General features: G+C 73.2%; 12 protein-coding genes. 3 read left to right on the top strand and 9 right to left on the bottom strand.

Annotated elements, in window-relative coordinates; translation table 11 throughout:
- Positions 1-96: 96 nt before the first annotated feature.
- Complete coding sequence (locus tag V6V89_RS23450; protein ID WP_334621417.1) at positions 97-558, bottom strand: hypothetical protein; 462 nt, start codon at positions 556-558, stop codon at positions 97-99.
- A 63-nt stretch (positions 559-621) separates the two neighbouring features.
- Between V6V89_RS23450 and V6V89_RS23445 the strand changes: the two genes are divergently transcribed.
- Positions 622-1,578: a helix-turn-helix transcriptional regulator gene (locus tag V6V89_RS23445; protein WP_334621416.1), complete on the top strand. Its 957-nt coding sequence runs from the start codon at positions 622-624 to the stop codon at positions 1,576-1,578.
- 349 nt (positions 1,579-1,927) lie between these two features.
- Here V6V89_RS23445 and V6V89_RS23440 read toward each other — a convergent pair whose 3' ends face one another.
- From V6V89_RS23440 to V6V89_RS23420, 5 genes are all read right to left on the bottom strand, one after another.
- Positions 1,928-2,509, bottom strand: a complete 582-nt coding sequence (locus V6V89_RS23440) for a TetR/AcrR family transcriptional regulator (protein WP_334621415.1) — start codon at positions 2,507-2,509, stop codon at positions 1,928-1,930.
- Positions 2,510-2,539: 30 nt separating this feature from the next.
- Positions 2,540-3,811, bottom strand: coding sequence for an MFS transporter (locus V6V89_RS23435; RefSeq protein WP_334621414.1), 1,272 nt, complete (start codon positions 3,809-3,811; stop codon positions 2,540-2,542).
- Positions 3,808-4,380: an ArsR/SmtB family transcription factor gene (locus V6V89_RS23430; RefSeq protein WP_334621412.1), complete on the bottom strand. Its 573-nt coding sequence runs from the start codon at positions 4,378-4,380 to the stop codon at positions 3,808-3,810. Before V6V89_RS23430 ends, V6V89_RS23435 begins: the two co-directional genes overlap by 4 nt.
- Positions 4,381-4,633: 253 nt before the next feature.
- Positions 4,634-5,056 carry an Hsp20/alpha crystallin family protein gene (locus V6V89_RS23425; protein ID WP_334621411.1) on the bottom strand — a complete coding sequence of 141 codons (423 nt, stop codon included), beginning with the start codon at positions 5,054-5,056 and terminating at the stop codon, positions 4,634-4,636.
- 281 nt (positions 5,057-5,337) lie between these two features.
- Positions 5,338-6,351 carry a zinc-dependent alcohol dehydrogenase gene (locus V6V89_RS23420; RefSeq protein WP_334621410.1) on the bottom strand — a complete coding sequence of 338 codons (1,014 nt, stop codon included), beginning with the start codon at positions 6,349-6,351 and terminating at the stop codon, positions 5,338-5,340.
- Between the two features lie 26 nt (positions 6,352-6,377).
- Here V6V89_RS23420 and V6V89_RS23415 point away from each other — a divergent pair, with 26 nt between their 5' ends.
- Positions 6,378-8,093 carry an IlvD/Edd family dehydratase gene (locus tag V6V89_RS23415; RefSeq protein WP_334621409.1) on the top strand — a complete coding sequence of 572 codons (1,716 nt, stop codon included), beginning with the start codon at positions 6,378-6,380 and terminating at the stop codon, positions 8,091-8,093.
- A 63-nt stretch (positions 8,094-8,156) separates the two neighbouring features.
- On the opposite strand, the gene V6V89_RS23410 is transcribed toward V6V89_RS23415, so the two are convergent.
- The gene (locus tag V6V89_RS23410) at positions 8,157-8,438 is read right to left on the bottom strand and encodes a hypothetical protein (RefSeq protein ID WP_334621408.1); all 282 of its coding nucleotides are present in this window, start codon (positions 8,436-8,438) and stop codon (positions 8,157-8,159) included.
- A gap of 114 nt (positions 8,439-8,552) precedes the next feature.
- Complete coding sequence (locus tag V6V89_RS23405; RefSeq protein WP_334621407.1) at positions 8,553-9,098, bottom strand: pyridoxamine 5'-phosphate oxidase family protein; 546 nt, start codon at positions 9,096-9,098, stop codon at positions 8,553-8,555.
- 227 nt (positions 9,099-9,325) lie between these two features.
- Here V6V89_RS23405 and V6V89_RS23400 point away from each other — a divergent pair, with 227 nt between their 5' ends.
- Positions 9,326-11,893, top strand: coding sequence for a protein kinase domain-containing protein (locus tag V6V89_RS23400; RefSeq protein ID WP_334621406.1), 2,568 nt, complete (start codon positions 9,326-9,328; stop codon positions 11,891-11,893).
- 50 nt (positions 11,894-11,943) lie between these two features.
- On the opposite strand, the gene V6V89_RS23395 is transcribed toward V6V89_RS23400, so the two are convergent.
- Positions 11,944-13,909, bottom strand: a 1,966-nt coding sequence (locus tag V6V89_RS23395; RefSeq protein ID WP_334621405.1) for a transglutaminase family protein, incomplete at its 5' end; no start/stop codon positions are given.

The raw sequence follows: 13,909 nt of genomic DNA, 5'->3' as shown, positions 1-13,909 counted from the left end.
GACAGTAACGGCAGCGACCTCGCCCCCAAACTGTCCGAACCGTCTTCGGTCAGTAAGTCTCCGGTTGGAAACGGTCGTTCGGCTCTTAACAGACGATTATGGACGCTTCGTAAAGGTCGCGATCCAGTTGACCTCCCAGGTTTCGCCTCCGTCGGGGGAGAACGCCTGCTCCCAGCGAGGGTGCTCGGTGTCGACGCCGGACCAGCGGTACCGGACCCGGATCGGGCGGCCCTCCCAGGTGTCGTCGCACTCGAACGTGCCGACGTTGCCTTCGAACCGCCCCACGACCGGCTCGTCCAGGTGGCCGCCGCTGGTCTTCGACGCCCACCAGATCCGCCAGACCTTCTCCTCCGGGCTGTACAGCCGCAGCGTCACGCCTTCCATGTCACGCTCCGGGGCCCGCATCACGTCGAAGACGCCCGCGCCATCCAGCAGTACCTGGCAGTCCAGGGTCGCGTCGAACTCGTACCACTCCTCGCTGCCGGCGAGGATCTTGACCAGCCGGCGCTGGCGGCTGTTCCACTGCCCATGAAGGAAGTCGAAGTCGGTGATCGTCATGCCGGCGACGCTATGGCCCTACCCCTGACATGTTGTGTCAGGGGTGGTCGGCAGACTTGGGACATGCGCGCCGACCGGCTGCTCTCCATCGTCCTGCTGTTGCAGAGTCGCGGGCGCCTCACCGCGCACCAGCTCGCCACCGAGCTCGAGGTCTCGGTGCGCACCATCTACCGCGACATGGTCGCCCTCGGCACCGCCGGCATCCCCGTCTACGGCGACGCGTCCGGCTACCAGCTCGTCGACAGCTACCAGACCCGCCTCACCGGGCTCACCGCCGACGAGGCCCGCGGCCTGGTGCTCACCGGGCTCCCCGGCGCCGCCGCCGACCTCGGGCTCGCCGAAGCCGTCGCCGCCGCCCAGCTCAAACTCGCCGCCGCCCTGCCCGACGCGCTACGCGAACGGGCCACCCGCATGCGGCAGCGCTTCCACCTCGACGCGCCCGGCTGGTACCACGACGGCGACAGCTCCGACCACCTCGAAGCCGTCGCCGACGCGGTGTGGCGCCAGCACGTGCTGGCGGTCCGCTACGAGGGCTGGACCCGCGAGGTCGACCGGCGCCTGGAGCCGTACGGCCTGGTCCTCAAGGCCGGCAAGTGGTACCTGGTGGCGCACGCGGGGCGGGGCGTGCGCACCTTCCGGGTCAGCCAGATCCGCGAGCTGACCGTACTGCCCGAGACGTTCGCGTGGCCTTCGGGTTTCGACCTCGCCGCACACTGGCGGGAGCACATCGCCGAGTTCCGCACCAGGCTGCACAAGGGCGAAGCGCTCGTCCGGCTGTCGCCGGACGCGCTAGAGCTACTACCCCACCTGATGGGGCGCGCGGTCGCCGACGCGGCCGCGGCCGGCGAGCCACAACCGGATGGCTGGGTACTGGCACGCGTCCCGATAGAAACCGAAACCCACGCCGAGCGCGAGTTCCTCCGCCTGGGCGCCGGCGCGGAGGTCCTGGAGCCCGAGTCCCTACGCGCCCGCCTGACCGCAACAATCTCCACCTTGTCCACCCTCTACCCGCCGCCCTAACCCACCCCGCAGCCCGCCCGCCCCGCGCTGGGTCGCGCCCCCCGCGCTGGGTCGCGCCCTGCGTGCGACGGCGCGCTCGCTCGGTCCGTCGATCAAGGGCAAACGCACGTGGTTCGATCTCATTTCCACGTGCATTTGCCCTTGATCGATGCGAATGCCCTTGATCGACGGCCTTGAGGCGCCGGCGATCCGGCCGCCGCGTCCAGGCCGAACGCGACCGACGCCGGCCAGCTAAGCGCCGCGCCACAACACGACGGACGCGGCACGGTAGCGAACGCCGAGCGGTCCCCGTCCGATCGCGGTGATCGAGCGCCCCGCGCCACGTCGGGGTCGGCGTATCGGGTGCGGGTCAGGCGAAGGGTTCGCGGATCAGCGTCAGGGTGCGGCGGATCAGGTCGGGCAAGGGCTGGCTGGGGTCCTCGAGCCACAACTCGTTGGCGACCCGCGCGGCGGTCAGGAAGCTCCCGGCGAGCACCCGGGCGCGCAGTGGCGTCTCCGGGTCAGCTGGCAGGCGCCGGGCGATCGTCCCGGCCAGGTCGCGTTCCGCGGCGGCGTACGTGGCGACCAGTTCCGTGAGCATCGCCGGGTGGTGGTGCAGCTGCCGGTACCGTTCGAGCTGCTCCGGGTCGTCGAAGGACTCCTCGGCGCCCATCTCCTCGACGGCGGCGGTCAGGGCGGCCCACGCCGGCTCGTCCCGCGGCCGGGCGTCGACCAGCTCAAGCAGGCGGGCCAGCCGGGCGTGGTCGCCGTGCAGCAGCGCCTGCTCCTTGCTGGCGAAGTAGTTGGAGAACGTGCGCCGGGAGACGGTCGCCGCGTCCGCGATGGCCTCGACGGTGACCCGGTCGACGCCGTGCTCGATGGCCAGCCGCAGGGCCGCCTCGTGCAGGGCCTGGCGGGTCGCCGCCTTCTTGCGCTCGCGGAGGCCGGTCATGACGCGAGCCTAGACGGGTGATCGGGGCGGTCAGTGGGCGGTCATCGCGGGCTCGATGGAAAGCCCGGCTGGGGGAGTGGTGCGGCGGGCTACCAGGTAGAGGGGGGCGGCCGCCGCTAGTACCGCGGCGCCGACAAGCATCGCGGTGCTGACCGTCGTCGCGTCGGCGAGGACTGTGAGCGTCAGCAGGCCGAGGGCGCCGGCGGGCTGGGCGACCATCGAGTTCAGCGACAGCACCGTGGTGCGGTACGGGCCGTCGACCTGCCGGTGCAGCAGGCCCATGTGCACCGGGTTCGCGGCGCCGTGCACGACATAGCACAGTAGATAGGCGGCCAGCACGCCCACCGGCCCGGCCAGCAGCGCCATGCCGACCACGGTCACGCCTTGCAGTACCCGCAGCGCCGCGCCCGTGTAGGGCGCACCGATCCGGCGGCTCGCCAGGGGCACCAGCGCGGCGCCGGCCGCGGACGCGATCCAGGCCGCCGACCCGGCCGGGCCGAGCAGCGCCGCCGCGGTGTCGGCGTCGTCGACCACCTCGGTCAGGCGCACGGGCAGCAGCGTCTCGAACGTCACCATGCCGAAGCCCCAGAACAGCTCCACGGTGACGAGGGCGAGCAGCACCCGGGATCGGCGCAGCAGCCCCAGCGCCGCACCGATGGTGCCGGGCACCTGCCGTACCGAGGCGACCACCGCCCGCGGGCCTTTCGTGGGCCGCACCTCCGACAGCAGCAGTGCGATCGCGATCAGCCCGACCGCCTGGATCGCGATCGCGGCCAGTACCGGCACGGCGAGCGGGTTCACCGCGGGCAGCGGGTCGAGCGCGATGAGGCCGCCAGCGGCGAGCGCGCCGCCGGCGATGGACAGGCCGGTGACGACGCCGCCGCGGCTCAGGCCGCTCTCGATGTCGGCACCTGGGTCGGCGGCGAGCGCGGCGTCGACGTACCAGGCGTCGAGCGGGCCGCTGTCGAGCGCCCGGTACACGCCCTGAAGCGCGAACGCGGCCAGGAACAGGGCGACCGAGTCTGCGGCTGCCAGCAGCGCGAACGAAACCAGGTTGACGGCCCCGGCGGCCAGCAGCACGGGCCGGCGGCCGAGCGCGTCGGCTAGGCCCCCGGTGGGCAGTTCCAGCAGCAGCACGATCAGGCCCTGCGCCGTGCCGGCGATACCCACCTGGGTCAGCGTGAGGCCGCGGTCGAGCGGCAGGAGGACGAAGATCGGGATGAGCAGGCCGGTGGCGAGCCAGCGCAGGCCGTGCAGCAACAGGTAGCGCCGGCGGACCTGGTCGGCGGTGAGCGCGCTCATGGCGTACCCAGCCGGGGGAAGCCGGACAGGAGCACGATGACCTGCTCGGCGTCGTCGCTGTCGCTGGCCTCCTCCTGGTACCGGTCGACGACCGCGTGCAGTTCGTCGTTGAGCGCGCGCAGCCGGTCGGGTGTGAGCCGGAGTCCGAAGTCGCTGATCTCGGCGGCGTCCCGCCAGGCGGGCGGGTGATCGAACTGCTCCCGTGCCCAGCGGGCGACCATCTCGGTCAGCACGCTGACCTGGTACTCGGACAGCCAGCTCGCGGCGGCGCGGTCGTCGGGGTCGGAGGCGAAGGTGCCGGGTCGCCAGCCGTGGCTGTGGTGCGCGGCGCGCCACCAGCGCTCGCGGCCGTGCCCCTGGCCGGGCTCCTCGGCGACCAGGCCCACCGCGGCGAGCTGGCGCAGGTGGTAGCTGGTGGCCCCGGTGTTGGTGGCCATCGCCTCCGCCAGCCTGGTCGCGGTGGACGGGCCGTCCAAGCGCAGCGCGGAGAGCAGCCGGGAGCGCAGCGGGTGCGCCAGGATCCGTAGCTGCCTGCTGTTGAGCTGGACCTCGGGTTGCGGGTCGTTCACACCGTCAGGCTAGCTTGCACAAAACCTCTGCACAACTTTTATGCACGCTTGGCGACAGAGCGGGGCGCGGCCGCCCCGCATCGGCGACGGCCGCGCCCCGATTCACCGCGACTCACCCGCGGCGGTTCGGCGGTCGGCGCGGGATGGACCACCGCGCCCGCCGGCGCCGCCGGTGATAGCGGCCGGGTACCAGGATTTCCAAACGCGGTCACCCCTCTCTCGGTACTTGGTGGGTGCGGCGTATATCGGACCGTCAGGCGTTGATGGCGCGGCGGCCCGTGTTGGCGGTCACCGAGATGCGGCGGGGCTTGGCGTGCTCGGCGACCGGGATGCGCAGGTTGAGCACGCCCGAGTCGTAGCTGGCTTCGAGCTTGTCGGTGTCGAGGCTCTCGCCGAGGAACAGCTCCCGGCTGAACGTTCCCATCGGGCGCTCGGCGATGACCTGCTCAGCGTCCTTTACCTGGGGCTGGCGTCGCTCGGCCCGGACGGTGAGCACGTTGCGCTCGACGGTCAGGTCGATGCTGTCGGGGTCGACGCCCGGCAGGTCGAAGTTGATGTAGAACCACTCGCCGTCGCGGTAGGCGTCCATGCGCATCACGGCCGGACGGGTCGAAGTGCCGAAGAACTGCTCGGCGAGGCGGTCGAACTCCCGGAACGGGTCGGTGCGCATAAGCATGGTGTCCTCCCTCATGCTCCTTCACAAGGGTCCGTGTACTTGAGTCGGCTGGACTCAACTCTCACTTACTCTTTTACAACGAAGACGAGGCGGCGTCAAGCGGTTTGGGTCGCGGTTGTAGAGAACGAGTGGACCCCGGCACGAAGTCGCTGCCAAAACGGCAGGAGCGGTAACGGCGTGGGCAGGTTGCTTCCCGCGTTTCGGATGAGTGATCGATGATCTATCGCGATACATCGTAACGCAGACGCGATACATCGCGATAGTTGCCGGAAATGGGGGCCCTAGCGGCGCGGGTCGATGTGGATCTTGGGAGCCGGGCCCCACTCACCGGGGCGCTCGCCGGCCAGGACCGCGGCCGCGCCGTCCAGGCCGACCGTGGCGGCGACGAGGGGGCGCGGGTCGACGGCGCCGGACGCGTACAGATCGACCGTGCCGGCCAGGCCGCCGGACGCACTGAGCACACCCACGGCGGTCACGTCCTTGAGCGCGAGCAGGCGGGTGTCGACGAGGCTAGGCTCGCCGGCCAGCCCGATGTACACGACCCGCCGCCCCGGCTCGACCAGGTCGAGGGCCCGCGCGGGCAGCGCGGCGGCGTTCGAAGCGTCGACCACCGCGTCGAAGCGCAGGCCCGGCAGCGTACCGGCGCTCCAAGCGTGCGCGAACCCCAGCGTCCGCGCGAAGTCCAGCCCCGGACCGGGCAGTCCGAGCAGGTGCACCTCCGCGCCCCGCGCGGCCGCGATCAGCGCGACCAGCAGCCCGATCGTGCCGGGCCCGAGCACCAGCAGGCGCTCGCCGGCGGCGAGCGCCGCGCCCTGGACCGCCCGCAGCGCGTTCCCGCCGGGTTCGACCAGGGCACCGAGCGTCGGATCGACGGCGTCGGGCAGCGGTTGCAGAGCGGGTACCGGCACCGGCAGCCGCTCGGCGAGGGCGCCCGGCCAGCCGCCGCGGATGCCGATCTCGTACCGATCGGCACACAGGTGCTGCCGCCCCGCCAGGCACCGGTGGCACCGCCCGCAGCCCAGCATCGTGTCGCCGGTGACCCGCCGGCCCAGCCACGTCGCGTCGACGCCGTCGCCGACCGCGCTGACCGTGCCGCTCCACTCGTGGCCGATCCGGATCGGATACCGGGCGTCGCCGCTGTGCAAGTACGCCATCTCGCCGGAGAAGAACTCCATGTCGGTGCCGCAGACGCCGGCCCGCTCGACGTCGACCACGACCTCGCCGGGACCCGGGGAGGGCTCCTCGACCTGGAGCACCTCGGCCTCGCGGGGGCCGGTTATGACGAACGCACGCACGCTAACGGACTGTAGATTGCAGGTCGATGACCGCATTACGCAGCACCGCCTGGTACTCGGGTCAGGACCGCAACGCGTACATCCACCGCGCGTGGATGCGGCGTGGCCTACCCACCTCGGCCTTCCATGGCCGTCCCCAGATCGTCATCGCCAACACCGCCTCCGACCTGACGCCGTGCAACAGCCACCTCGACGAGGTCGCCGAGCACGTCAAGCGGGGCGTGTGGGAGGCAGGTGGCGTGCCGCACAACCTGCCCGTGGTGTCGCTCGGCGAGACGCAGGTGCGCCCCACCGCGATGCTGTGGCGCAACATGGCCGCGATGGCGACCGAGGAGATGCTGCGCGCCAACCCGGTCGACGGCGTCGTGCTGCTCGGCGGCTGCGACAAGACCATCCCCGCGCTGCTCATGGCCGCCGCCTCGGTCGACCTGCCGGCCGTCGTGGTGCCCGGCGGCCCGATGCTCACCGGCACGTTCCGCGGCGCGCCGCTCGGCTGCGGCACCGACGTGTGGCGGCTCTCCGAGGAGGTGCGCGCCGGCACGCTGTCGGAGCGGGCGTTCATGGAGTCCGAGTCGTCGATGATCCGCAGCCGCGGGCACTGCAACACGATGGGCACCGCCTCCACCATGGCGCTGCTCGCCGAGGCGCTCGGCGCGACGCTGCCCGGCACCGCCGGCATCCCGGCACCCGACAGCCGGCTGCTCGCCCGCGCCCACGAGACCGGCAAGCTGATCGTCGACATGGTGGCCGAGGAGCGGCGGCCGAGCCGGGTCTTCACGACCGGCTCGTTCCGCAACGCGATCGTCGCCCTCGCCGCCATCGGCGGCTCCACCAACGCCGTCGTGCACCTGCTCGCCATCGCCGGCCGGCTCGGCGTGCCGCTCACGCTCGACGACTTCGACCGGATCGCCGCCGAGGTGCCGCTGCTGGTCGACCTGCAGCCGGCCGGCCGCTTCCTGATGGAAGACCTGTACCGGGCCGGCGGCCTCGCGGCCGTGCTGCGCGAGGTGTCCGACCTGCTCGACCCGGACGCCGTCACGGTCACCGGGCAGCCGCTGGTCGACACGCTCGCCGAGGCCCAGATCTGGGACCACGAGGTGATCCGCGCCCGCGACCAGGCGCTGCGACCCAATGCCGGCATCGCCGTGCTGTACGGCAACCTGGCTCCCAAGGGCGCGATCATCAAGCCGGCGGCCGCCTCGCCGCACCTCCTGCGGCACCGGGGCCGCGCGCTGGTGTTCGACTCGGTCGAAGACTTCCATGCCCGCGTCGACGACCCGGACCTCGACGTCGACGCCGACTCGGTGCTCGTGCTGCGGGGCTGCGGCCCGCGCGGGTACCCGGGCATGCCCGAGGTGTCCAACATGCCGCTACCCGCGAAGCTGCTCGCCCAGGGCGTGCGCGACATGGTCCGGGTGTGCGACGGCCGCATGAGCGGCACCGCGTATGGCACCGTCGTGCTGCACGTCGCGCCCGAGGCCGCGGCCGGCGGTCCGCTCGACCGCGTGCGCACCGGCGACTGGATCACCCTTGACGTCGAAGGGCGGCGCATCGACGTCGACATTCCGCAGGACGAACTCGACGCGCGACCGCCGTCGCCCGCGATGCGCGCGGCGCTGGCGGCGCCGCGACGGGGTTGGGAGCGCCTGTACGTCGACACCGTCATGGGCGCCGACACAGGTGCCGACCAGAACTTCCTAGTCGGCGCCAGCGGCGACCACGTACCCCGCGAGTCCCACTGAGACGACCGCCCGATCGGCCGGCGCCCGCTCTTCTCGTCGATCAGCGGCCGCTCTTCTCGTCGATCAAGGGCAAACGCACGTGATTCGATCTGGCGCGAAGGCCAGCCAGTCCGTGCCGTAGGCCAGGAACGGGTAGTCCTGATTGGTCTGGACGACGCCCTGGTGCACGCGGTCGATCCAGTCGACCAGCCCGGGCAGGTGCTCCGGTGCGGGTGACCAGTCGGCGTGTATCAGTCTTGCCAGGAGGCGAGTCTCGCTCTCGAGCGGAAACGCGGTGACGCCGCTGGCGACAAGCCCGATGACGAACACCGCGAGCCAGACACGTACCCGCGTCAGCGTCTGCATGGACGGAGCGTATCGCCGCCGGCGGGCCTCCTGAGCGATCTCCACAAGACCTTTACCCAGAGCGGACCGCGGGCGTCTTGACGAGGAGAGGACGGCTAAGTATCGCTCCGCTAATCATATGGTGGAATGAGGGTTGGGGGGCGCCGCCGTGAGCTTCGCGAAATCGGGGGCGTAGACGGCCATCCAGTGTGGATGCAGCCGGTAGTAGACCACGTCGTTGTCCCAGTCGAAGAGGTCCTCGCCGTAGAAGTCCTTGAGGTACGTGAGCAGGTAGGGCCAGTCCGCGGCCGGCTCGCCGTCCAGAGGGTTGAGAATCTCCACCTTGCCGTGCGTGAACACGCCGAGGTCCTCACCGCGCATGTGCGCCGCGCTGACGGCGGGCCGGACGGCGAGGTGGCGGGCCTTGGCGGCGTCGCGTGCCGTGCCGAAATGCCACTTGCCGTGCAGGAAGTGGCCGTCCAGACCGCTGATCCGCGGCTCGCCCTTCGCCGTGACGGTCGACAGGGCGAGGGTGCACATGCCGGTGAGGACCTGAGTGACCTGGTCGGCGGTCAGGGTGCGCTCGGTGCTGATGATGGAGCGAAGGTGTGAGGTGGAGCGAGACAGGGACGCGTCGAGCAGGGCTTGGAGCTCTTCGAGTTCGGCTGGCGTTTCGAGCATCGAGCCACTGTAACCACGGTCGCCGGTCGTAGGTCATTCAGCCTGGGCCGGGGCCCACTCTCGGCGGTCGCCCTGCGGCTGCGGGACCGCACACACTCGGCGAACAAGCCGGTGCGGGCGCTCGGCCGCCGCTGACCCGGATGCGTGTTCGCCTTGCTGGATAAGGCGGTCTTCGCGAGACTGTCGTGACGACGGCCGGCAACGCCTCTTCCCAGAAGGTGATTCTCGTGACGACAGACGCCCAGTCGCTGCGCGCCATCGCGGCCGGATACCGGGTCCTGGGCCGCTTGCGCCGCGGGCCCGACTCGGCGGTCTATCGCGCCGTCCGCGACGAGGACGAAACCGAGGTCGCGCTGAAGGTGCTGCTGTCCGAGGCGTACCCGATCGACGAGGAGGCGGCCAACCTGCGGCGCCTGCCCCGCCACCCGAACCTCGTGCGCATCCTCGGCACCGGGCGCACGGTGCACGGCTTCCCGTTCTTCGCGATGGAGTACCACCCCGAAGGCTCGTACGCCGACCTGCTGGCCCGTTCCGGGCCCGTCCCGGTCGAGGAAGCCATCCGGGTGGGGCGTGCGGTGGCCGAGGCCCTCGACGCCGTGCACGGCGTCGGCCTGCTGCACCGCGACGTGACGCCCGCCAACATCCTGCGCGGCGCCGACGGCCCGCTGCTGACCGACTTCGGCATCGCCGCCCTACCCGAGGAGCTGAGCGGCACCGTCGCGCTCGACCGGCTCACCCCGCACCACGCCGCGCCCGAGGCGCTGCTGCGGCAGGCCCAGGACGCCCGGTCCGACGTGTACGGTCTGGCGTCCACCGTGTGGACGCTTCTCACCGGCCACCCGCCGTTCGCCGCGCCCGACCAGTCGTCGCCCGACCCCTTCGAGTACCGCGAGAACGCCCTGCACCGCCCGCTGCCGCCGGTGCCGCGCGAAGACGTGCCACCGTGGTTGCAGGAGGTGCTGCGGCTGGCGATGGCCAAGGCACCCGCGGACCGGTACCCGGACGCCGCCGCTTTCGCCGCGGCGCTGCGCGACCGACGCGCTCCCGACGAAGCACCGTCCACATCGGAATCCGCTCCGGTGATCCAGGTCCCCGCGCCCGGCAGCGCACCCACCGGCCACACCATGCCCGCCCCGCCCGCCCCCGTCGAGGTCAGCGGACGAGGCTCGGCGGCCGTGCGGGAGACGTCACCCATCGCCGCTCGCCCAAGCACGGCCGGCTCCGCCGCGACCTCTGCCGTATCGGGCGCCGCCGTCGCTGTGCCGGACCCGGTCTCCGGGGCGGGCTCCGCGGCTCCGGTCGCGAGGGCTGCCGGGCCCGCTGCGCGAGAGGGCGACCCCGCGACGGGTGCTGGCAGGGCAAAGACGGGCGCGGCGGCTGGATCGGCCGCGGACGCCGCCGCACGGGCGGGCGGTCCCGAGACTGGCGGTGGCGGGGGTAAGGCTGGCTCCGCGGCCGGCACCGCGCCAGGGCGCGCGGGACGTGCGGCTGGCACGGCCGGCTCCGAGCGGGTGCGCGATGGTGACTCGCCCGCTGGCGCGGGGCCAGTTCGCGCGGGCGGTGTCGGGGCGCAGTCGGCGCGTTCGAAGACATCGCCCGCCAGCGGCGCTGGGCGAGCGACCTCGCGCGAGTCCGCTGCGAGTGGACGGTCCACAGCGGATGTCAAGTCCGCCGCGAACGACTCCGCCAATGGTGGGGAAGCGGCGGTGGCCAGCGACTCCACCGCGGCCGACGCGGGTGCGGCCGGTGGCTCCACGGATCGGCGTCAGGAGGCGGCGCCACGCGGGTCCGCGTCGGCAGAGGCGTCCGCGCGCAGTGGCGCCGCGGGCGCGGCGGGTGGCCGTGCCGGGTCGGCTTTGAGCATGGACGGGCCGCGCGGTGGTGCGGCCAGCGGAGGATATGTGGCGCCGGAGCGGCGCCCGGAGGCGGCGCGCGCCCCGGCGGAGGAGTCGTCGGCACTGGCGGCTGACCGACCGGCGGTGGTGGACGAACCGACCGCCCTGGAGGAGGACCTCCCGGCCCTGGCGCTGGATCCGCCGCCAGCCGTGGCTTCGCCGTCCCCAGCGGATAGGACGGACTTCGTGCCGGTGCCTGGCGCCAGCGCGGGGCCCGCTTGGCAGCGGGCCGAAGCCCACCCGCAGGCGTCAGGCAGCTCGGTCGACGCCATGCCCCACGGTGAGCCCACCGCCGCCGTGCGAACCGCGACGGCCGCCCCAGGCTACGCGGGACACCAGGCCGAGGCGGAGGCGCTGCCGGCGTACCAGATCGCGGGCTATGCCGCGGAGGACGCGGCCCCCGGCTACGCCGCGTCCGACGTGGGCGGGTTGATCTTCCATGCTGACGAGCCGGAGCTGGACGACGCGCCCCCGCCGGACCGGCGGCGCGGGGTGTCCAAGGTGGCCATTGGCGTGGCGGCGGTGGTCATCGGCCTGAGCGCGGCCCTGGTTGGCACGCTCGCCTACCGTTCGCTCTTCGAAAAGGGGCCGGAGCAGGCGCGGATCGTGCCGGGTGCGCCGGAGAACGTTCAGCTGGCAGACGAGCGCTTCGCGGTCACGCTGTCGTGGCGCGACGTGAGCGAGGGCAGCGCGATCGTGTACGTGGTGGGCGGCCCTCGCGGCAAGACGCCGAGCACGATGGCCAGCGCCGCCCGGGGTGCCACGTCGGTGCGGGTCGTCGGCGTCAACCCGGAGGTGGACTACTGCTTCCGGCTGGTGGCGGCGTTCTCCGTGGACGAGGTCGCCACCTCGGATGAGTCGTGCACGGCGCGGTTCGGGGCGACGCCCGGCCCGAGCTGAGGCGGCCGCTGGTGGGCGCGTCGGGAAACGCTGCGGCGTGGTGGGAGCTGCTAGTGGCGCCACCACAGGGGGCGGGGGTCGAGCCACCAGGTTAGGCGGCGTAGGCGGCCGGCGTTGCGGCGCAGGGCTCGGCGGTGGGCGCGGGCGCTCGTCACCAGGCGGTCGATCTCGGCGCTGGGTGGGATCGCGGCGCCGAACGCCAACCCGTTGACCGCGGCCCCGAGCGCGTGGACGCCGGGACCGGGCGCCGCGTCGGCCAGCCTGGCCACCTCGTCCACCGTGGACGATTGTGTCGGGCGGTGTCCGGCCTGCCGCAGGCCGTCGCGGACCTCGGCCCACGCGCCGAGGATGCGGGCGGCGGGCTCGCCCCGGCCGAGGCGGGCGCCGCCACGCCACAGGCGCAGCGTGGGTATCCCCACCAACAGGGTGAACGCCGCCGCCATCGCGTACCAGGGCCAGTGGAGCGGCGACGCCGGCGCCGCACCGGGTGGGGCCGCCTTGGCGGGGTCGTCCGCCGGCTGTTCCGCCTCGTCGGACGAGCCCGACGGGGTCGGCTCGATCTGCGGGAGCGTGGGCAGCGGGTCGAGCGGCGCCGGGCCGAGACTGTCCCCCGTGGACGCGGGCGGTGTCGGGTCGAACGGCACCCAGCCGGCGCCGTCGAGGTACACCTCAGGCCAGGCGATCGCGTCGCCGGCCCGCACCACGTACAGGTCGGTGCCGCCGAGCGATTCGTCGACGGTGAAACCGACGACCACCCGGGACGGCATCCCCAGCGTCCGGGCCATGATCGCGAACGCGGTGGCGAACTGCTCGGAGGTGCCGCGGCGGCCGCCCTGCTCGGCGGGGCGCAGCAGGAAGCGGTCGAGGCTGGGATAGCCGTTGCCGCCGGGCGCCTTGGCGTCGAAGCGGTAGTTGTGGCGCAGGTGGTCGGCGAGCCGGGTGGCCTGCTCGTACGGGCTGCCGGCGCCGGCCGCGAAGCGCGCGATCTCGTACAGCCGGCCGGGGCTGCCGGGCGGCAGCGTTCGCTCGGTGTCGAACTCGTCACTGGTCGGCAGCCGCGCGCCGCCCAGGCGTTCGGCGCTCCAGTCGGGCGGCCGGGCGTCCACCGTGTACCGCTGGCCGGCGCGCAGGCCGTCCGGTGCGACCAGCGTGGCCGTCGGCGCGTCGACAGCGACCCGTACCCCGGTCACCTCCTCGGCGCCGTCCGGTGCGGGCAGCCAGCCGCCGCCGAGCCCGGCGACGGTCAGCTCCTGGTGCGCTGGGGGTCCGGCGGTCTCCACCGTGGCCGGCAGGACGGTGCCCGCGGCGTGGTAGGTGCGCGCGGGTAGCCAGGTGACGCCGGTGAACTCGGCGAGTGTCACGAGCCGCAGCCGCGACGGCCGGTCGGTGCGCACCTCCAGCAGCGTCTCGTCCGGCTCGGCCGCCCACCCGGCGAGCAGGTTGAGCGGGTTGACCTGCTCCGGGTTCTGGTACGGCGGGTCCACGTGCGCGCGCAGGTCGGGCGGGCGACGGTCGGTTGTGGACAGCAGCGCCGGCCCCGCCAGCCCGGCGACGGCCGCGGCCAGCGCGACGAAGCCGGCGGCGTGCAGGCGTCCACTGCGCTGGGTGAGGGCCAGCAGCGCGGCCAGCGCGACGACGAGCAGGATGGCGTACCCGTAGGCTGGCTCGCCGACCGGGCCGACCACGGCGACCGCCCCGGCGAGCAGCGCGACGGGCGGCAGCACGGCGAGCGCCGGCCGGCGGGTACGCAGGAGCGCGGCGGCGGTGGCGGCGGCGAGCCAGGTGCCACAGAACGGCAGCGCCACCATCTCAAGGGTGACCGGCACCGGCACCGACGTGGTGAGGATGCGCGCCCCGGAGAAGCGCAGCGCGTCGACGGCCGACCCGGACTGGCGCGGCAGCCAGGCGGCGAGCGCCGCCAGCGCGGCGGCGAGGACGGCGAGGGCGCCGGCGACCGTCGTGGAGGCGGTGCGGCGGGCCGCCCGCAGCGCCCCCGCCACGGCCGCGCCGCCGGCC

The organism is Micromonospora sp. CPCC 206061 (genome assembly GCF_036906915.1).
In the GTDB taxonomy this organism is placed as follows: Bacteria; Actinomycetota; Actinomycetes; order Mycobacteriales; family Micromonosporaceae; genus Phytohabitans.
The sequence above is the reverse complement of the archived record's forward strand: the minus strand, read 5'-3'. Positions and strand labels throughout refer to the sequence as shown.